Origin of the sequence: Kribbella lupini (assembly GCF_039529595.1) — a bacterium.
Taxonomy (GTDB): Bacteria; Actinomycetota; Actinomycetes; order Propionibacteriales; family Kribbellaceae; genus Kribbella; species Kribbella lupini.
Window position 1 is genome coordinate 352,016 of record NZ_BAAANC010000001.1, and the last position, 18,968, is coordinate 370,983.

17 protein-coding genes and 2 tRNA genes are annotated in these 18,968 nt (G+C 70.3%); 11 read left to right on the forward strand and 8 right to left on the reverse strand.

Translation table 11 applies throughout. The annotated features are described in order from the left end of the window. Positions 1–35 precede the first annotated feature (35 nt). Both ABD235_RS01680 and ABD235_RS01685 read left to right on the forward strand, forming a co-directional pair. Positions 36–827 carry a methyltransferase domain-containing protein gene (locus ABD235_RS01680; RefSeq protein ID WP_344168190.1) on the forward strand — a complete coding sequence of 264 codons (792 nt, stop codon included), beginning with the start codon at positions 36–38 and terminating at the stop codon, positions 825–827. A gap of 152 nt (positions 828–979) precedes the next feature. Further along, complete coding sequence (locus tag ABD235_RS01685) at positions 980–1,255, forward strand: YciI family protein (RefSeq protein WP_344168193.1); 276 nt, start codon at positions 980–982, stop codon at positions 1,253–1,255. Here the strand turns inward: ABD235_RS01685 and ABD235_RS01690 are convergent. Beyond that, the gene (locus ABD235_RS01690; protein WP_344168196.1) at positions 1,252–2,475 is read right to left on the reverse strand and encodes a hypothetical protein; all 1,224 of its coding nucleotides are present in this window, start codon (positions 2,473–2,475) and stop codon (positions 1,252–1,254) included. The genes ABD235_RS01685 and ABD235_RS01690 overlap by 4 nt on opposite strands. A gap of 155 nt (positions 2,476–2,630) precedes the next feature. Between ABD235_RS01690 and ABD235_RS01695 the strand changes: the two genes are divergently transcribed. After that, positions 2,631–4,157 carry a helix-turn-helix domain-containing protein gene (locus tag ABD235_RS01695; protein ID WP_344168199.1) on the forward strand — a complete coding sequence of 509 codons (1,527 nt, stop codon included), beginning with the start codon at positions 2,631–2,633 and terminating at the stop codon, positions 4,155–4,157. On the opposite strand, the gene ABD235_RS01700 is transcribed toward ABD235_RS01695, so the two are convergent. Beyond that, the gene (locus tag ABD235_RS01700) at positions 4,122–4,970 is read right to left on the reverse strand and encodes an alpha/beta hydrolase (RefSeq protein WP_344168202.1); all 849 of its coding nucleotides are present in this window, start codon (positions 4,968–4,970) and stop codon (positions 4,122–4,124) included. The genes ABD235_RS01695 and ABD235_RS01700 overlap by 36 nt on opposite strands. After that, complete coding sequence (locus tag ABD235_RS01705; RefSeq protein WP_344168205.1) at positions 4,967–5,551, reverse strand: TIGR03086 family metal-binding protein; 585 nt, start codon at positions 5,549–5,551, stop codon at positions 4,967–4,969. Before ABD235_RS01705 ends, ABD235_RS01700 begins: the two co-directional genes overlap by 4 nt. A gap of 92 nt (positions 5,552–5,643) precedes the next feature. On the opposite strand from ABD235_RS01705, the gene ABD235_RS01710 reads away from it, so the two are divergent. Further along, positions 5,644–6,279 (forward strand): TetR/AcrR family transcriptional regulator, encoded by a 636-nt coding sequence (locus ABD235_RS01710; RefSeq protein ID WP_344173628.1) that lies wholly within the window; start codon positions 5,644–5,646, stop codon positions 6,277–6,279. Here ABD235_RS01710 and ABD235_RS01715 read toward each other — a convergent pair. Both ABD235_RS01715 and ABD235_RS01720 read right to left on the reverse strand, forming a co-directional pair. Beyond that, positions 6,263–7,603: an MFS transporter gene (locus tag ABD235_RS01715; RefSeq protein WP_344168208.1), complete on the reverse strand. Its 1,341-nt coding sequence runs from the start codon at positions 7,601–7,603 to the stop codon at positions 6,263–6,265. The genes ABD235_RS01710 and ABD235_RS01715 overlap by 17 nt on opposite strands. Further along, entirely contained in the window at positions 7,600–8,148 is a 549-nt protein-coding gene (locus tag ABD235_RS01720; protein WP_344168211.1) for an ArsR/SmtB family transcription factor, read from the reverse strand. Before ABD235_RS01720 ends, ABD235_RS01715 begins: the two co-directional genes overlap by 4 nt. 75 nt (positions 8,149–8,223) lie before the next feature. On the opposite strand from ABD235_RS01720, the gene ABD235_RS01725 reads away from it, so the two are divergent. From ABD235_RS01725 to ABD235_RS01745, 5 genes are all read left to right on the forward strand, one after another. Further along, positions 8,224–8,835, forward strand: a complete 612-nt coding sequence (locus ABD235_RS01725; RefSeq protein WP_344168214.1) for a dihydrofolate reductase family protein — start codon at positions 8,224–8,226, stop codon at positions 8,833–8,835. Positions 8,836–8,882: 47 nt separating this feature from the next. Then, entirely contained in the window at positions 8,883–10,112 is a 1,230-nt protein-coding gene (locus ABD235_RS01730; protein WP_344168217.1) for a deoxyguanosinetriphosphate triphosphohydrolase, read from the forward strand. A gap of 1,594 nt (positions 10,113–11,706) precedes the next feature. After that, positions 11,707–12,948, forward strand: a complete 1,242-nt coding sequence (locus tag ABD235_RS01735) for an NAD(P)/FAD-dependent oxidoreductase (protein WP_344168220.1) — start codon at positions 11,707–11,709, stop codon at positions 12,946–12,948. Positions 12,949–13,131: 183 nt separating this feature from the next. After that, complete coding sequence (dnaG, locus tag ABD235_RS01740; protein WP_344168223.1) at positions 13,132–15,039, forward strand: DNA primase; 1,908 nt, start codon at positions 13,132–13,134, stop codon at positions 15,037–15,039. Between the two features lie 357 nt (positions 15,040–15,396). Next, positions 15,397–15,537 (forward strand): hypothetical protein, encoded by a 141-nt coding sequence (locus ABD235_RS01745; RefSeq protein ID WP_184793674.1) that lies wholly within the window; start codon positions 15,397–15,399, stop codon positions 15,535–15,537. Between the two features lie 292 nt (positions 15,538–15,829). Here the strand turns inward: ABD235_RS01745 and ABD235_RS01750 are convergent. Both ABD235_RS01750 and ABD235_RS01755 read right to left on the reverse strand, forming a co-directional pair. Continuing rightward, positions 15,830–15,902: transfer RNA gene (locus ABD235_RS01750), tRNA-Asn, on the reverse strand. A gap of 116 nt (positions 15,903–16,018) precedes the next feature. Next, positions 16,019–16,453 (reverse strand): hypothetical protein, encoded by a 435-nt coding sequence (locus ABD235_RS01755; protein WP_344168229.1) that lies wholly within the window; start codon positions 16,451–16,453, stop codon positions 16,019–16,021. A 452-nt stretch (positions 16,454–16,905) separates the two neighbouring features. Between ABD235_RS01755 and ABD235_RS01760 the strand changes: the two genes are divergently transcribed. Continuing rightward, positions 16,906–17,652 (forward strand): hypothetical protein, encoded by a 747-nt coding sequence (locus ABD235_RS01760; RefSeq protein WP_344168232.1) that lies wholly within the window; start codon positions 16,906–16,908, stop codon positions 17,650–17,652. Positions 17,653–17,706: 54 nt separating this feature from the next. Here the strand turns inward: ABD235_RS01760 and ABD235_RS01765 are convergent, their stop codons facing one another. After that, the gene (locus tag ABD235_RS01765) at positions 17,707–18,609 is read right to left on the reverse strand and encodes a sigma-70 family RNA polymerase sigma factor (RefSeq protein ID WP_344168235.1); all 903 of its coding nucleotides are present in this window, start codon (positions 18,607–18,609) and stop codon (positions 17,707–17,709) included. Positions 18,610–18,825: 216 nt separating this feature from the next. On the opposite strand from ABD235_RS01765, the gene ABD235_RS01770 reads away from it, so the two are divergent. Further along, a tRNA-Ile gene (locus tag ABD235_RS01770) sits at positions 18,826–18,899 on the forward strand. Positions 18,900–18,968 lie beyond the last annotated feature (69 nt).

An 18,968-nucleotide genomic window follows, 5' to 3' on the forward strand; every position in this document is an offset into this window, starting at 1 on the left:
GGCCGGTACGGCGCCTCGCGCGCTAGCCTGCTCGCATGGGGCGGCTGGAGTTGCGGAAGACGTTCGGGGAGGACGCCGAGCTGTACGACCGCGTGCGTCCGACGTACCCGATCAGGATGTACGACGACGTGGCGCGGATGCTCGGCCGGGTCGCGCGGCCGCGGGTGCTGGAGATCGGGTGCGGGACCGGGCAGGCGACCGTGCCGATGGTGCGCCGCGGGTGGTCGGTCAAGGCCGTCGAGCTGAGTCCGGCGCTCGGCGGCATCGCCCGCGACAAGCTGCCTGAGCTCGAGGTGATCGTCGCCGACTTCGACACCTGGCCGCTGCCGGCCGAGCGGTTCGACCTGGTGCTGTCGGCGACGGCGTTCCACTGGCTCGACCCGGCGACTCGGGTCGGCAAGGCGGCCGACGCGTTGCGGCCCGGCGGCGTGCTGGCGGTGGTGTCGACGCATCACGTCGCGGGTGGGAGCTCGGAGTTCTGGGCCGAGGTCCGGGAGTGTTACGAGCGGTTCACCGACGACGCCGACAGGAGCAGCATGCCGACTCCAGACTCGGTGGTGGGCGACGAGGACGAGATCGCCGCGTCCGGCCGGTTCGAGCCGGCGCGGGTCCACCGGTACGAGTGGGAGCTGACCTACACGGCTGCCGAGTACCTCGAGCTGCTGTCGTCGTACTCGGGCCATCGGGCCTTGACAGAGCAAGCGCGTGACGGACTGTACAACTGTATCCGGGCTCTGATCGAGGCGTCCGGCGGTTCGGTCACGAAGCGTTACCTGACGCTGCTGACCGCAGCAAATCGTCTTCACCAACCTCTTGCGTTGGGCTGATCCGGCAGTCCAAGATAGCCGGGCGGGAAGGGCATCACACGTCGACTTTCGGGTCTGACTCGAACCAGCCGCTGTGGCGGCTCGTGATTCCCTTCCCGCACCAAATTCCCTTGTCTGCTTGGGTTTCCGCGCGCTCCAGTAGAGTTGCGGGCATGGCCATCTTCGCTGTGCAACTGAAGTTCGACGCGTCCGACACCGAGGCGCGGATGCAGGTCCGCCCGGCCCACCGGGACTACCTGGCTTCCCTGAAGGAAGCCGGCAAGCTCGTCGAGGCCGGACCGTTCGCGGACGAGTCCGGCGCGCTGCTGATCTACGACGTCGCCGACGAGGCCGAGATGCGCGACATCCTGGCGAAGGACCCGTACACCCCGGCCGGGGTGTACGAGCTGGCCACCCTCAAGGAGTGGAACCAGGTCTTCACGGCCTAAGCCTCGGCGGCCTCGAGGTCGAGGTAGTCGACGTACGCCCAGAACCAGCTGAGCGGGCCGAGCACCAGCTCCGGCTCGCCGCCCTCGTCCTCGATGAACAGCAGCGTGCCGGTGCCGCCCTTGATGTCCTCGAGGACGGCGCCGCACACCTCGAGCGCGGCCTCGAACGGGACCAGCTCGGGCCCGCTCTCCCAGCGCGGCTTCGGCAGCGGCAGCACCGGCGCGTCGTCGGTGCCGTCCATGTCGACCGAGACCTGCTGCAGCATCTCGTACAGGTCGTAGGAGATCAGCCCGGCCAGCGGGTGCCCGTCGACGCCGATCAGGTACGGGTCGTCGGCACCGCCGCGGAAGCTGTCGCGCACCTCGGGCAGCGCCGCGGCCAGGTCGTCGATCTCCAGGTACGGCGCTTCGCTGAGCTCTTCGTCGTCCTCGTCGCTCATCAGCCCGCTGCGCATCTGGTCGAACTGGTGCAGCAGCTCGGACAGCTCCTCGTGGGCGCCGCCGTTCGGCGCCTTCTGGGCGCGCTCCTCGAGCCCGCGCAGGTGCTCGACCAGGTCGTCCTCGAAGTGCAGGTCGTACTTCGGCAGCCCGGGCTCACGGCCGGCGTTGATCTGTGCGACCAGCTGCGTGGAGATCGGGCCGAGTCGCTCGGCCAGGACCTCCAGCGGTGTGGTCGGCTTCTCCTCCTCGTCGTGCGCGCAGGAGTCGTCCTCCTCGCTGCCGCCACCTTCCATCGCGAGCAGGACGGAGAACGCCGGGAAGGCGATCAGCGCCGCGGTCGCGAGCATGCCGTCGCCGATCAGCATCAGCGGGTTGCCGCCGGCCTCGGTCCGGCGCAGGTGGTCGGGCAGCAGGACGGCCGCCTGCTCGACGTTCACCTGGCTGGCCAGCGAGCTGAGTCCGTGGTCGGTGTCGACACCGAGCAGCTCGACCAGGGTCTCCGAGCTCATGTCGAAGTTCGAGCGCAGGTAGTACCGCAGCCAGCCGGCGTCGACCGGGTTGCCGAGCAGCTCGGCGATCCGGGCGCGGAAGTCGGCCAGGTCCGCGATCGCCAGCACGACCAGCACCGGCTGGTCGCCGTCGCCGATCACCAGCGGGCGGGTGTCGCCGTTGTGGAAGCCCTCGATCACCTGCGCGAGGCTGTCGGCGGCTGCTTCGAGAGGCCAGGACTCGGCCTCGAACTCGGTCACACCGGCGGCGGTGCTGACGTCGTCGGGCATCTGCTGGTCCTCTCCGATGGCGGCGGCGGGGTGGCGCTAACTGTAAGGGGCGGCGGTGTTGCCCGGGGTGGCCGGTCGGTGCGGCGTGACGTTGACTACGCTGTAGGCGGCGGGTCGGTGCAGCGATATCTCACATGTGAGATAAGGTCCGGCGCATGACCGATGACTACCTGAGCCGGATCGGCAACCTGATCCGGGACGCCCGTAAGCACCGCGGCTGGACGCAGACCCAGCTCGCCGACGTGCTCGGCACCAGCCAAAGTGCTGTCAACCGGATCGAAAAGGGTCATCAGAACCTCACTCTCGAGATGCTCGCCCGGATCGGCGAGGCCCTCGACTCCGAAATTGTCTCTCTCGGTGGCGGTCCGGTCCACCTCCGTGTGGCCGGTGGCCGGCAGTTGTCCGGATCGATCGACGTCAAGTCGTCGAAGAACGCCGGCGTCGCGCTGCTGTGCGCCAGCCTGCTGAACAAGGGCCGCACCACGCTGCGCAAGGTCGCGCGGATCGAGGAGGTCAACCGGCTGCTCGAGGTGCTGAACTCGATCGGCGTGAAGACCACCTGGCTGAACGACGCCGGCGACCTGGAGATCGTGCCGCCGGAGCACCTCGACCTCGGCAGCATGGACGCCGAGGCGGCGCGCCGGACCCGCAGCATCATCATGTTCCTCGGCCCGCTGCTGCACCGCGAGGACACCTTCGCGCTGCCCTACGCCGGTGGCTGCGACCTCGGCACCCGGACCGTCGAGCCGCACATGGCGGCGCTGCGCCCGTTCGGCCTGGAGATCAAGGCGACCGCGGGGGAGTACCACGCGGTGGTCAACCGGGCGATCACGCCGGGCAAGCCGATCGTGCTGACCGAGCGCGGCGACACCGTGACCGAGAACGCGATCATGGCCGCCGCCCGGTACGACGGGGTGACGGTGATCCGCAACGCCTCGTCCAACTACATGGTCCAGGACCTGTGCTTCTACCTCGACCTGCTCGGCGTGAGGATCGACGGCGTCGGCTCGACCACGCTGACCGTGCACGGCCGGCCGGAGATCGACGTCGACGTCGACTACGCGCCGTCGGAGGACCCGATCGAGGCGATGAGCCTGCTCACCGCCGCGATCGTCACCAGCTCGGAGATCACCATCCGGCGCGCGCCGGTGGAGTTCCTGGAGATCGAGCTGGCGCTGCTGGAGGAGATGGGCCTGGACTACAGCCGCTCCGAGGAGTACCTGGCCGAGAACGGACGGACCCGGCTGGTCGACCTGACCACCCGCCCGTCGACGCTGCACGCGCCGATCGACAAGATCCACCCGATGCCGTTCCCCGGCCTGAACATCGACAACCTGCCGTTCTTCGCGGTGATCGCGGCGACCGCGACCGGCCAGACCCTGATCCACGACTGGGTCTACGAGAACCGCGCGATCTACCTGACCGACCTGAACAAGCTCGGTGGCCGGGTCAAGCTGCTCGACCCGCACCGGGTGATGGTCGAGGGCCCGACGCACTTCTCCGGTGCCGAGATCATGTGCCCGCCGGCGCTGCGCCCCGCCGTCGTCACGCTGATCGCGATGATGGCCGCCAAGGGCACGTCGGTGCTGCGCTCGGTCTACGTCATCAACCGCGGCTACGAGGACCTGGCCACCCGGCTCAACTCGCTAGGCGCCCAGATCGAGACGTTCCGCGACATCTGAGTTCTCGATGAAGGCGACGGCCTCGGCCACCACCTGCGGATCGACCATGATCCGGCGGTGGCCGAGGCCGTTCGTCTGCCGGTACGTCGCCCGCTCGCCGTAGCGCTCGACCAGGATCGGCGCCTGGGCCGGGTCCACCACGTCGTCCTCGTCGTTGTGGACCGACAGGAGGTCGAGCTCGCCCTTGGCCACGGAGTACTTGGTCCAGATCTCGTGATCGCCCTGGAACAGCCGGCGCTCGATCTGGCGGCGCAGTGCCTGGTTGGTCGCGGCGTTCAGCCCGAGTCCACGGCAGAAGGCGTCGGCGAGGTAGTCGAACTCGGCGAACCCGCTGATCGCGACGACGCGCTCGGCGCGGACCGTCCCGCGCAGCGCGTACAGGGCGAACGGGACGCCCAGCGAGTGCGCGATCACGCCATCGAACGCGCCGTACTTCTCGGCGAGCTTCGCGATGATCCGCTCGTGGTCGAGGATCGTGCCCGCGCGGCCGGGACTGTCGCCGTGGCCGGGAGCGTCGTACGCGACCGGGCTGTAGCCGCGCTCGACCAGCTGCTCGACGAACCGGGCGAACCGGGAAGCGCGCGAGCGCCAGCCGTGGACCAGTAGGACCGGCCGCTGGCCGTCGCCCCAGACGTAGGTCACCACGCCGTCGACGACGTCGGTCCGGGCCCTGCGGTGCACGTCTGCCTCGGTGGCTCGCACCTTGCCTCGCCGCAGCGGCCGCCGCCACAGCTCGAAGGCCAACCGTCCCGCGGCCTTCGGTGAGACGACGCCGACCCCGCGCAGGCCGGCGCCCACCATCTCGGTGATCACTGCTGCTCACCCGTCCACGCGGGGTCCCGGCCGGTGAGGCTGAGGAACCGGTTGTTGGGCGACTCGTCCTCGGCGGTCTCCAGCACGGGGGCGAACGAGCCCCCGGCCGGCCGGTCCTTCGGGATCGCGTCGGCGTACGGGATCGCGGCCTCGGCCAGCCGCGGCGGGATCGGATCGGCGAGGCCGATCGCCTTCGCGATGTCCCAGCCGTGGGCAAGGTAGTCGACGAAGTGCATCGCGATCGCCGTACGGGCCGGGAAGACGCCGAACTCGCGGACCTCCACGGGAGCGTCGAGCTCGGCGACGCGGAACGCGCCGGTGACCAGGTTCACCGACTCCGCGAAGGACTCCAGCGCGGTCTCCGGCTGCCCGGGGCGCCAGATCTCGCGGTTGATCGCGCCGGGCGGATTGATCACGTTCGCCGCGAAGCCGCGGTTCTCGGCGACCTGGTGAGCGAGCAGCTCGCCCAGGGTCCAGTCGCTGCACGGCGTCGGCAGCGTGAGCTGATCGGGGCGCACCTGGGCGACCACCGCCAGGCACATCGCCGCGGCCGCCTCGTCCAAAGCTCGGGGATCTGTCACAGGCTCCTCAATCCGGAGTAAACTATACGAACGATCGTATTATTAGTTTAGGCTGAGGCATCCGTCAACAGCACTAGGATCGAGAGGTGACGATGGATACGACCCGCGTCGACGGCCGTTTGGTCCGCGGCGACCAGACTCGTCGCGCCGTGCTGCGTCGTGCCGTCGACATCGCCTCGGTCGACGGCCTCGAAGGGCTGTCGATCGGCCGCCTGGCGAAGGATCTGGAGATCAGCAAGAGCGGCCTGTTCGCGCACTTCGGTTCCAAGGAGGAGCTTCAGCTCGCGACCGTCCGGGCCGCTCGCCGCATCTACGCCGAAGCGGTCGTCGTCCCCGCCCTCGCCGTACCGGCCGGCCTCGCTCGCGTGTGGACGCTGAGCGAGTGCTGGCTCGACTACTCCCGCCGGCGGGTGTTCCCCGGCGGCTGCTTCTTCGCCAAGACCTCGCACGAGTTCGGCGCCCGGCCCGGCGTCGTCCGCGACTACCTCGCCGAGGTCAACGCCGAGTGGATGGGCCTGGTCGAGCAGACCGCCACGGAGGCCGTCGAGCTGGGTGAGCTTGCCGCCGATCCGCCCGCCTTGGCCTTCGAGCTCAACGCCTTCTACGACTCGGCGAACCTTGCATCGCTGCTCCGCGCCGACCACGACACCATCTACGGCCAGGCCCGTACGTCGATCCGTACGCGCCTGGATTCGGCCGCTCCGGCTGGGGTCACGCGTCCCTGGTGACCGTTTGGCGGCTTGGTAGGTCGCGGTGGGTTCTGATGGGGGAGCAGAGCAGGACCAGGCCGGCCAGCGGGATGCCGGCGGTGGTGATCCAGAGGGCCGGGGTGAGGCCCAGGAGTTGGCCGAGGGTGCCGCCGAGCAGGGCGCCCAGGGGGATCGTGCCGTAGTTGACGAAGGATGAAGTGGCGGTCAGGCGGCCGAGCAGGTCCGGTGGGCAGTACGACTGGAAGAAGGTGGCCTTGACGACGTTGCCGGCGACGACACCGACGCCGATGGAGAACGCGCCGGCGAGGTAGAACCAGGGACTGATCGTGCTCAGAGGGATGAGCAGAGCGAGGGTCGGCAGGCCCAGTTCGGCGACGAGGATGGTGCGGGCGGTGCCGAGGCGGGCCATCAGGCGGCGGGCGGCGAACGCGCCGACGATGCCGCCGCTGCCGGCCGCGGCGATGAGTGCGCCGACGGTGCCGGCGGTGAGGCCGACCTCGCGGACGAGGAAGACGACGGCGATCGACTGGTAGCCCATCAGGGCGAGGTTCGAGACCGCGCCGAAGACGGTGAGGGTGCGGAGCCAGACGTCGCGCGCGACGAGGCGGAGGCCTTCGGCGATCTCGGCGGTGATCGTGGGGCGGGGGTGGGCGGAGGGATTTGGTGTACGGCGTGGATCGCCGGCTTGGGTTGGTGCACGGGATGGTTCGCCGGGGCGTACCGGCGTAGGACGTGGCTTGCCGGCGCCTACCGGCGTACGGGGTGGTTCGCGGTGATGGATCGCAGCCAGGCAGGCGAGGGCGACCAGGAAGGTCCCGGCGTCCACGAGGAGGCCGTTGACCGGCCCGGCGAGCTGGATGATCAGGCCGCCGCAGCCCGCGCCGGCGATCTGCGCGGCGGAGGCGCTGCCGTGGAGCTTGGCGTTGCCCTCGGCGTGGTCGGCCGGGTCGATCAACGTCGGGAGGTACGCCGTGTAGGCGGTCTGGAAGAGGACGGCGGCGACGCCGGTCAGTACGACGGCCGCCAGCAGGAGGTGGACGGTCAGCAGGCCGGCGAGGTGCGCCAGTGGGATGAGAGCGAGCAGCAGGAACGACGACGCGGCCGCGGTCAGCATGATCGGGCGGCGCGGAAGGCGGTCGACCCAGGCGCCGACCGGAAGCCCGATCACCAGCCAGGGCAACCAGGCGAACGCGGTCAGCAGGCCGACCTGGAAGGTCGTTGCATCAAGCACCGAAATCGCGACCAGCGGGATCGCTACGCCGGACACCGCGGTACCGAACCGGCTGGTGGTCTCGCCGGTCCAGAGCAGCCGGAAGTCGCGATGCCTGCGCAGGAGACTCATCGATCGGGATTTCTGGGGAACGACTGCAGCTGGACGATGACCGGCTTGGCGTTCTCGCCGGGCTCGACCGCCTTGTAGCGCTCGATGACGGCCGCCAGTTCGTCGTTCAGGGCGGTGAGTTGGTCGGGGGAGAGTCGCAGGTCGCGCCAGTCCGAGAGGGCTGCCGCGTGCTGCCACTCGCCGGGCCAGTTCTCGTCGACGTACGCCTGCACCCGCGCGTAGTACCGCTGCACCAGATGTTGCAGATAGACCCGCAGCGCCCCGCTCGTCTCCGGATCGTCGCGAAACTCGGCCGGGTTCAGCACGGTCTGGCCCTGCGGCACCCTCCACCACCGCTCGCGCCGCGTGCCGCGCTCGGTGTCCTCCTCGATGTAGCCGTGCTCGGCCAGCAGCCGCAGGTGCCAGCTGATCGTGCCGGTGTTCTCCCCGAGCCGCTGCGAGAGCGTGCTCGAGGTGGCCGGCCCGTCCAGCTCCAGGGCTTCGAGAATCGTCATCCGCAAGGGATGAGCCAGGCCGCGCAGACTCCGTGCATCGATCTTCCGCATAGTGCAGAGAATACTCTGCAAAGGAGTCTCTGCAACTTGGTCAAACTGTCGGTGGTGCCCTCTACGTTCTGAAGCATGCGGCCACACGTGGTGGGTCACCTGGCAGTTTCGCTGGACGGCGTCACGGCCGGCTTCGCCGTGGACCTTCCGCGGTTCTACGCGATGGCGACCCTCTGGCAGGAGGACGTCACGCTCGTCGGCGCGGACACGATCCTCGCCCAGGAGTCGGCCCTGCGCTCCGCCCCACAACCAGGCCCGCGTGCGAAGGGCCCGCTGCTCGCCGTCGTCGACAGCCGCGCCCGCGTCCGCGAGTGGGACCGCCTGCGCGCCACCGGCTACTGGTCCGACGTACTGGCCTTGTACGCCGACCAAACGCCGGCCCGTCCGCCCGAAAGTCGCACCCGCGAGCTGATCACCGGCTACGACCGCGTCGATCTCGACGAGGCGCTGCAGCTGCTCGGCAAGCATCACGACGCCCGCGTGGTCCGCGTCGACACCGGCGGCACGCTCCTCGGCGTACTGCTGGAGCAAGGCCTGATCGACGAGCTCAGCCTGCTGGTGCATCCGGTGGTCGTCGGGTCCGGGCCGCGCTGGCCGGGCGGGTTCACCGACCGGCTCGACCTCGGCCTGGCCAACGTCGAGGTCTTCGAGGGCGGAGTCGTCTGGCTGCGGTACTGCATGTTGTAGGAACGAGTTCGCCTGAATGTCGGTGCGGCCCAGTAGTTTGGACCGTGATGAGGAAGCAGTCGGAGGGGTACGACGAGCACGACGCCGAGCGCTGGGTCCCCGAGCCGGTCAAACGGCCTGGACGGACGGCCTTCGCGCGCGATCGTGCGCGCGTGCTGCACAGTGCCGGCCTGCGCCGGCTGGCGGCCAAGACCCAGGTGGCAACGGCGGGCAGTGACGACTTCGTCCGCAACCGGCTGACGCACAGTCTCGAGGTCGCCCAGATCGGCCGCGAGCTGGCCGGCACGCTCGGCTGCGACCCCGACATCGTCGACGCCGCCTGCCTGGCCCACGATCTCGGCCACCCGCCGTTCGGGCACAACGGCGAGCGCGCGCTGGACCAGATCGCGGCCGATATCGGCGGCTTCGAGGGCAACGCGCAGACGCTGCGGTTGCTCACCCGCCTGGAGTCGAAGACCTTCGCCGCCGACGGCCGCAGCGCGGGGCTCAACCTGAGCCGCGCGACCCTCGACGCCGCGACCAAGTACCCGTGGCCCCGGCGCGAGGGCGAGCGGAAGTTCGGCGTGTACGACGACGACCTGGCCGTCTTCGAGTGGCTGCGGCAGGGCCTCGGCGACCAGCGCTGCCTGGAGGCGCAGGTGATGGACTTCGCCGACGACGTCGCGTACTCCGTGCACGACGTCGAGGACGGGATAGTTGCCCACAGCATCGACCTGGACCGGATCGGCGCCGAGCGCGCGCCGTACTGGCAGACCGTCCGCGAGGCCTACCTGCCGGACGGCGAGGACGCCGAGCTCGACGAGGCGTGGGCCCGGCTCACCGCGCTGCCGTACTGGCCGACCGGCCCGTTCGACGACAGCCGCCGCGCGCTCGGCGGCCTCAAGGACCTGACCAGCCAGCTGATCGGCCGGTTCTGCACGGCCGCCGAGCAGTCCACCCACGCCCGCTTCGGCCGACGCTCGCGCCTGGTCCGGTACGACGCCGACCTGGTCGTCCCCGACGGCACCCGCGCCGAGATCGCGCTGCTGAAGGGCATCGGGATGTTCCACGTCCTCAACTCGCCCGAACGCCAGCGTCGCCGCGCCGTCCAACGCGAACTCCTCACCGAACTGTTCGAAGCCCTGGCCAAAACCGCCCCCGACAACCTCGACCTCCCCTTCGCCGCCGACTACCGCGCAGCCCCCGACGACGCCGCCCGCCTCCGCGTCCTGGTCGACCAGGTCGCCTCGCTCACCGACCCCTCAGCCCTGGCCTGGCACAGCGCACTGACTGGCTGACCCCGCACGCCGCACTGCGTCCGACCCCTGATTCGAGGTGGCCAACTCGAGCCAGCAGCCTGCCGTTTGGCCACCGCGCTCCCGGCCGCCCACCGCCCACGAGCGCCAGCCTTGCGGCCGTCGCCCTCTGCAGAACGTCGGTGAGTACCCGGCCCCGAGCCCGGCCGGTCCCCCCACCCCTCGCCAACCGCGCCGCCGTGCTGCCCCGTTCCTGCGCCTCGCCGTGCCGCCCATCCCTCGCCGACCGCGCCGCCGTGCCGCCCCGTTCCTGCGCCTCGCCGTGCCGCTCAGCCCTCGCCGTGCGCGCGCTCAGCCGCGCAGCGCCGCACCCGTCCAACCTCCGCCGTACCGCCCCGCCCAGGCTCCCCGGCGCCCGCTCGGCCCCTGCCGCCCCCGCTCGGCCCGCTCCGCACCCGCCCAGCTCCCGCGGCGCCGCGTCCGCCCGACCTTCGTCGTGCCTACCTCGCCCAGGCTCGACCGCGCCGCTCCCGGCCCCCCGCCGCGACGGCCCCGGCGCGCCCCGGCGCCCGCTCGGCCCGCGGCGCACCCGTCCAGCTCCCACCGCGCCGCGCCGCGTCGCGTCGCGTCCGCCGAGCTCTCATCGCGCGTCCGCCCAGCTCCCTCTGCGCTGCCCCGCGCCCGCCCAGCTCCGACCGCGCAGTCCCGCGCCTGCTCGGCCTCCGCCGTGCAGCGCTCGCCCAGCTCCGACCGCGCCGCCGCCCGGGCCCGTTAGGTCTCCGCTTTGCAGCGCCCGCCCAGCTCCCACCGCGCCGCGCCGCCGCGCCCGCTCGGCCTCCGCCGTGCAGTGCCCGCCCGGCTCCCACCGTGCCGCTGCCCGTGCCGGCTCGATCCCCGCCGTGCAGCGTTGGCACAGCTCCCATCGCGCCGCCGCCGTGCCCGCTCGGCCTCCGCCAGCTAGCCCGCCCCGCTTACATCGTGCCGTCCCCGCGCCCGCCTCGACCTCCGCCGGGCAGCGCCCGCCCCGCTTACATCGTGCCGTCCCCGCACCCGCTCGGCCTCCACCGGGCAGCGTCCGCCCGGCTCCGACCCCGCCGCCGCCCGGGCCCGCTCGGTCTCCGCCGCGCCCGCCCGGCTCCCGTCGCGCCGCTCCCGCGTCCGTTCGGTCTCCGCCGTGCAGCGCCGGCTCAGCTCTGACCGCGCCGCGCCGCACCTGCTCAGCCCCCGCCGCGCCGCGCCGCGCCCGGCTCCCGCCGCGCCGCCCCCGCGCCCGTTCGGCCCCCGCCGCGCCGCACCCGTTCGGCCCCCGCCGAGCCACGCCCGCCCGGTTCTCACCGTGCCCCGCCTGCTCAGCCAGCGCAGGCCGAGCCGCAGCGCGCCTCGTCGCGGGGTGTGCGGACCTCCACCACTCACCAACCTGTCCTGGGCCGCGACCCAGCGGTGATGCTGGGCTCAGCCGGCCGGTTCTGCTTGTGGTTGCTGAGTGGTGGAGGTCCGCGCCGACGTCCAGCACTGACCAACCCTCGGTGAGGCGCGATCCAAAGGGAGGCCCGAGCGCGGTGGATTGGTATCGAGCGCGGTTGATCAGTGGCGGGCGTCGGCCCCGTCGCGGGTGCGCGAAGGCTAATCTCGGTCCATGAGTGACGCACAGCGGATCGTAATCGTCGGGGCGAGTCTGGCCGGGGCCACGGCCGCGGAGACTCTTCGGGCCGAGGGCTTCAGCGGAGAGGTCGTGCTGATCGGCGCGGAGAGCGAGTTGCCGTACGAGCGGCCGCCGCTGTCCAAGGCGGTGCTGCTCGGCAAGGACCAGCCGGTGTCGGCGCAGTTGCACGATCAGCAGTGGTACGACGACCAGTCGATCGAGCTGCGGCTCGGGACCACGGTGACCGCGCTCGACCCGGCCGCCAAGACCGTCACGACCGACGACGGCGCCAGTACGTCGTACGACGAACTGCTGATCGCGACCGGCTCGCGGGTGCGCCGGCTCGACGTACCGGGCGGCGACCTGCCGGGCATCCACTACCTGCGGACCGCGGCCGAGTCCCAGGCGCTCACCGACGCGTACGCCGCGAAGCCGCGCGTGGTCGTCGTTGGCGCCGGCTGGATCGGGCTGGAGTCGGCGTCGGCCGCACGCGAACGCGGCTGCGAGGTGACGGTGATCGAGCCGCAGTCCACCGCGCTCGCCTCGGTGCTGGGGGAGCAGGTCGGCGGGCTGTTCGCCGATCTGCACCGGCAGCACGGGGTCACGTTCCTCTTCAACACCGGCGTCGAAGGATTCGAGGGCACCGACAAGGTGACCGGTGTACGGACGTCGACGGGCGAGTTGATCCCGGCCGAGCTGGTGGTGGTCGGCGTCGGCGTACAGCCGAACACCGAGCTGGCTTCCGAGGCCGGCCTCGAGGTCGCCCCCGCTGACCAAGGCGCCGGTATCGTCACAGGACCGGACCTGCGGACCTCGGCCGAGGGCGTTTTCGCGGCCGGCGACGTCGTCCGCTGGGACCACCCGCTGCTCGGGCACTCGGTGCGCGTCGAGCACTGGTCGAACGCCAAGGACAGCGGCGCCGCGGCCGCGAAGGCGATGCTCGGCCAGGACGTCGCGCACGACGCGATCCCGTTCTTCTTCACCGACCAGTACGACCTTGGCATGGAGTACGCCGGCGACGTGCCGCGCGGTACGTCGTACCAGGTGGTGCTGCGCGGCGACCCGGCCTCCGGCGCGTACCTCGCCTTCTGGGTCGACGACGACCACCACGTCCTGGCCGGCCTGCACGTCAACACCTGGGGCGCGATCGACGGCATCCAGGACCTGATCCGCTCAGGCCGCGCAGTCGACCCAGCCAAGCTCGCCGACGCATCGGTAGACCTCAGCGAGGTCTGAGCTGGTGGGCCCAGCCCGCTCGGTTCGGGCTGGGCTACGACTGGCCAGGAGCTGACAAACGGGGTCACCCAGTACACGTCCGGTGCTCGGCCGGAGTGGCTTCGAGTGCCTTTGGCACAAGTGGCGGAAACCCGGCAGCCGGGCGGGCGGCGGGCGGCTTCGGGATCACCGTAGACTCGCGGGGTGGCAGGCAGGATCAAGGAAGAGGACATCGCGCTGGTGCGCGAGCGGGCGCGGATCGACGACGTCGTCGGCTCGTACGTGACCTTGAAGAACGCCGGCGGTGGATCGCTGAAGGGGCTGTGTCCGTTCCACGACGAGAAGTCGCCGTCGTTCAACGTGACCCCGGCGCGTGGGTTCTTCTACTGCTTCGGCTGCCAAGAGGGCGGCGACGTCATCGACTTCATCCAGAAGATCGATCAGATCACGTTCGCCGAGGCGGTCGAGACGCTCGCCGCCAAGGTCGGCATCCAGCTGCGGTACGACGACTCCGGCGCGCCGATCCCGAAGTCGCAGAGCAACCAGCGGCCGCGTCTGGTCGAGGCGCACAAGGTGGCCGGCGAGTTCTACTCGGAGCTGCTGTTCGGCGCGCCCGAGGCGACGCTGGGTCGGCAGTTCCTGGACAAGCGCGGCTTCGACCGCGACGCGGCGGCGCACTTCGGCGTGGGGTTCTCGCCGCGCGGTGGCGAGCAGTTGGTCGCGCATCTGCGGGGGCGTGGATTCTCGAATTCCGAGCTGGTCGCGTCGGGGCTGTGCGCCGAGGGGCAGCGCGGGCTGTACGACCGGTTCCGCGGCCGGCTGATGTGGCCGATCCGGGACGCCAGTGGCGACACCATCGGCTTCGGCGCGCGGCGGCTCTTCGACGACGACAAGATCGAGGCCAAGTACCTGAACACGCCGGAGACGGCGATCTACAAGAAGTCGAAGGTCCTGTACGGCGTCGATCTCGCCCGGCGCGAGATCGCCAAGGGCAAGCAGGCGGTCGTGGTCGAGGGCTACACCGACGTGATGGCCTGCCACTTGTCCGGCGTACAGACTGCTGTGGCGACCTGTGGCACCTCGTTCGGTGAGGACCACGCGCGGGTACTGCGGCAGTTGCTGCTCGATCACGACCAGTTCCGCGGCGAGGTGATCTTCACCTTCGACGGCGACTCGGCGGGGCAGCGGGCCGCGGTGAAGGCTTTCGAGGGCGACCAGGCGTTCGCGGCGCAGACGTACGTCGCGGTCGAGCCGGACGGGCTGGACCCGTGCGACCTGCGGCTGCAGAAGGGCGATGCGGCGGTCCGCGAGCTGATCGGCCGACGCGTGCCGCTGTACCGCTTCGTGTTGATCGACCGGCTGCGGAAGTACGACCTCGACCGGGCCGACGGCCGGATCGACGCGCTGCGGGACGCGGCGCACCTGGTCGTGAGCGTCCGAGACCGGTCGAAGGTCGACGCGTTCACGCGCGAGCTGGCCGGGCTGCTGGGCATGGAGGTCGACCAGGTCCGCACCGAGGTGCACCGGGCTGCTTCCCGTCCTACTCCCGCCGCCCGGCCCGGTGCCGCGGACCGCACGCCGGTCGTCGTACAGACCGAGGCACCGCCGCCCCCGCGCCAGAACCTCCCGTCCCCGCGCGAGCCCCGCTTCCAAATGGAATGGGACGTCCTCAAGCTCGCGATGCAGTACCCGGCCCTGCTCGGGGTCGCCTTCGACGAGCTCGACGACCACGACTTCACCCACCCGTGGCTGGCCGCCGTCCGCGCCGCCATGGCCAAGGTCGGCGGCCCGTCCCAGGCGGCCCCCGGCGAAGCCTGGGTGGTAGCCGTTCGCGATGCCATGGGCAACGACCCGGCCGCCGCGGTCGTCTCCGCCCTGGCAGTCGAAGGCCTACGCTTAGGCCGCGAGCCCGACGAACGCTTCGCCCGAGCCCACCTGGCCCGCCTCCAGGAACTCACCTGCCTGCGCCGCATCGCCGACCTCAAGTCGAAACTCCAGCGCACCAACCCCATCGACAAGGCCGACGACTACAACCGCATGTTCGGCGAACTCATCGCCCTCGAGCAGTACCGAACCGAACTGAGAGAACAAGCCATCTCCGGCGCGCTGTAGCGGTTTGCAGGGCCTGCGCATCAGGGCCCGACCGTCGGCGCACCTGGCCCCGGCCTCGCCACGACCTGCAACCCGCCGACGCGCCCGTCCCCGGCCTCGCCACGACTGCAACCCGCCCACCGGCGCGCCTCCTTCTCGTATTCCCTTCCGGCCGCCGCAACCTCAGCCCCAAGCGAGCTTCCCGGCCGCATCGCCGCCGAGCTTTACCCCGCCATGCCAAGTGGGTTCAGCACCACACCGCCCTCGCCGCATCAACCTCCCGAACGAGAAACCAGGGCCAGCTCAGGGGTTTGACCCAGTGCTTCTCACCGCCCACAGGGGATGATGGAGTCCAGGTCCGACCGAAGGAGAAGTTCGATGGGCTGGTTCATCCTGCTGGTGCTGATCGTGGGCGCCGTCGCGGCATTCAAGTACCGCGTCCCCCTGATCGCCAAGCTGACCGGGCAACCACAACACCGCATCCAGCGCGCCCTGGAACGCCGCAAGAACAAGAGCTGACCCACCCAGCCACCGCCCCGTCGCCGTGAGCGACGGGGCGACCCAACCCGCGCCCGCCGCAACGCCGGGCGCTCACGTGCTCATGCAGTGCGCCCGCGCCCGCCGACTCGGCGATCACCAAACGAGCGACCACCGAAATGGTCGGCCCACAGCGACTGATCGGCCCTCGCTGTGCTCTTCTTCACCTCAGCCACCGCGGCGCCGCACCCATCAAGCCGACGGCAACCACCACCCGCCGTACGGACAACAAAAAGACCGGTTCCGATGCTCGGAACCGGTCGTTCGTTTGTTGCTCCCGCGACTGGACTCGAACCAGTAACCTGCCGGTTAACAGCCGGCTGCTCTGCCAATTGAGCTACGCGGGATCGTTGGTGTTTCCCTGCCCCCGATCCCCGAGGACCGGATTAGGTTAGCAGGATCGGGCCGAACTACAAAAACGGGATTCGCCGCCCGCGATCGCCCGCCTGTACTGCCTTTCGCGTCAGATTCCGAACTCGTCCCGGACCGACCGCAACGCCGCCTCGGCCTGCTCGATCAGCCCCGGCCGATTCGGCTCCAATCCCTTGTCCAGAACGAAGTTCCACGCCACCGGCGCGTCCGTCGTCGCGGGGTTACGCCGCCCGACGATCCGCACACCCTTCTTCCCGACCAGCGGCACATGACGCTGTACGACGATGCTCGCGTCCACCCGCTCCCGCAGCAGCTGCCCGAACCGCCCCGGGTCGTCCACCGCCAGATCGGTCGACCGCAACGGCGTACCGAACGCAGTGGTCTCGAACACCCGCAGCACCGACTCCTCCGAGTCCCACGCCGCCCGCTCGATCGCCTCCCACCCGACCCGCCGAACCTTGTCCCCGTCCGGCAGATAAACCGCGGACCGAGTCCCAGCGACCCAGGACTCATCCGTCAGCTGCACCGCCGCCAAGATGTCGTCCCGCCCACCCGCAGCAACCCGAACCCCCTCAACCAACTCAGGGGGCCACACCGAACGCCGAAGTCTCAACACACCCCCATCGTCCCAGCCCGCTCCAACCCCCACCCTGCCCACCCCACAAACAGCCGCCTGCTACCGCCGCGCCAGCAGCCCACCACCTCGCCGCACGCGGTCAGAGGTCACCGCTCCTGACAGCAGGGTCGTGACGCGGTCTCGGGAGCGGCGTGTAGGGCTCGACGGCCGGGAGCGGGTGGTGAGTGGAGCGGTACGGGCTCAGTGGACACGAGGCAGGCCTGCCGTCGCCGTGTGGAGTTGGCGACGGGCGCAGACCCGCGCACGATTGAGTGTGTGCGCGGCAGGTGTACCGCCTGCGACGACCACAAGCAGCGCGGGCGTTTGGCCGTGGGTGGGGCTTGTTGCCTAAGTTGGGGGTTATGCGAATCTTCCGGCGGCCCAAGACCGTCTCTGTGCCGGATCGGTACGGGCTGGGGGACGGGGACGCGATCGAGCTGCCGGCTCGGCCTGATGTCGCGAAGCTGTTCGACGGCGTACCGGCGGGCGATCGGACTCGGATGGTCGTTGGGTACCTGAATCACCCGGATCCGGCGGTTCGGCTGGCTGCTGTGCAGCAGGGGCCCGAGCCCGGTACGGCGACTGTGGCTGAGGTTGAGGAGTTGGTTGATCGGCTTGCCGATCTGGATCCGGCGGTGCGGGCTGCTGCGGGTGCTGCGCTGTGGGACCTCCAGGCAGACAGCGACTGCGAGCGGACGGTGCTCGTGCTGCGCGATGAGATTCGGGGGCACACGATGAGCTTCGGTGCGCCGAGCGCCGAGTCGCTTCGGTTGGGGCGTGAGCCGGCCGAGCAGGCGCTCCAGACGCTGCTCGCCTCGGCGCCCGACGACGATGCTCACGCCCGTCTGCAGGCTCTGATCGACGAACATGTTCTCCTTCCTGATTCGGTGGAGGCCGACCCGACGCTGACCCTCGAGTTCATCGAGAAGGTGCAGCGGTTGTCCGACGACGGCCAGGTGGCGACGTACGAGGCTTACCGCGCCGACGACCGGGCGCAGGCGCTTGCGTACCTCAAGGCGCACCCGGTGACCGAGGAGTTCTACTACCTGGAGGTCGAGACTCCGGCGGGCACGTTCGGGCGCGACATCAACGGCATCTACGACATCTGACGGAGCTGTCAGCTCAGACCCGGCGCGCATCGCCGGGTCTGAGAGCCGGCAGCATCAGGTCGAGTTCGAGTACTCCCGCAGCCCAGGCGACTTGCGGAGGTTGCGGAGCGCTTCCAGCTCCAGCGCCCGCACCTTCGCGGGTGGTAGGCAGAGTCGCTCAGCGGTCTCCTCCAAGCTGGACAGCGGTGCGTTGTGCAGGCCGAAGCGCAGCCGAAGGATGTCCTGGGCCAGGTCGTCCAGATGCTCGAGTTGGCAATGCAGGTCTCGGATCAGGGCTGCTCGGTGCAGGAGTTCCTCGTCGTCGATCAGCTGATCGGCTTCGTTGAGGTCCAGCGGAGCAGGCCGAACCTTCCAAGCTTGGGCGCGTTCGACCCGTGCGACGGTGAGGGACGCGGCCTTGGCCAGTTCCTCGGTGGTGGGTTCTCGTTCCAGTTGTTGGATCAGGTCGCGGTGGACGGACGCCACACGGCCGGCGTCGACGTACGCCTGCGCGGGCATGCGGATCAGGCGCGACCGGTCGGAGACCGCCCGTCCGAGCGATTGCCGGATCCACCAGATCGCGTACGACGAGAAGCGGTGTCCGAGCTTGTGGTCGAAGCGTTCGACGGCTCGGATCAGCCCGATGTTGCCCTCCTGAATCAGGTCGAGCAACGACAGGCCCTTGCCGGCGTACCGCTTCGCCAACGACACGACGAGGCGGAGGTTCCCCTCGATCATCCGTCGGCGTGCGGCTTGACCCAGCTCGGCGACCGCGCCCAGCTCAGCACGGCGGGCGAGCTCCTCCCGGTCCGTCGTCGGCGCCGCCCGGGCCAGCTGATCGGCGGCCAGTACGCCGGCCTCAATCCAGGACGACAACTCGTACACCTCGTCCGGGCTCAGCAGTTCGTGCCGCCCGAGGTCGCGCAGGTAGGCGACCAGCCCGGTCACATCAGCGGCATCGCAGTCGATCGTGGCCATCGTTGCTCCCCTCTCTCTTGAAGGGATGGTGCCGCGAAACACGGCACCAGAACGGGTCGATCTGCAATCGGTGGACAACTACGCCAAGTGACCGGGAGGTAACCGTGCGTCTGTGGATAAGCACGATCATGCAAAGGCCTCGCCGGGTTATCCTCCGGCGCCGACATCCTCGGACGCACCAGATACGATCTCCCGACAAGCGCCGACCAGGCGCCGGGGGCGGTAGCTCAGCCGGTCAGAGCAGGGGACTCATAATCCCTGGGTCGTGGGTTCGAGCCCCACCCGCCCCACAAAATGGCACCGTCGGTGCCGTACTACAAACAACTGCCTAGCAGTCATGAGGCTCAGCCAGGTGGTCA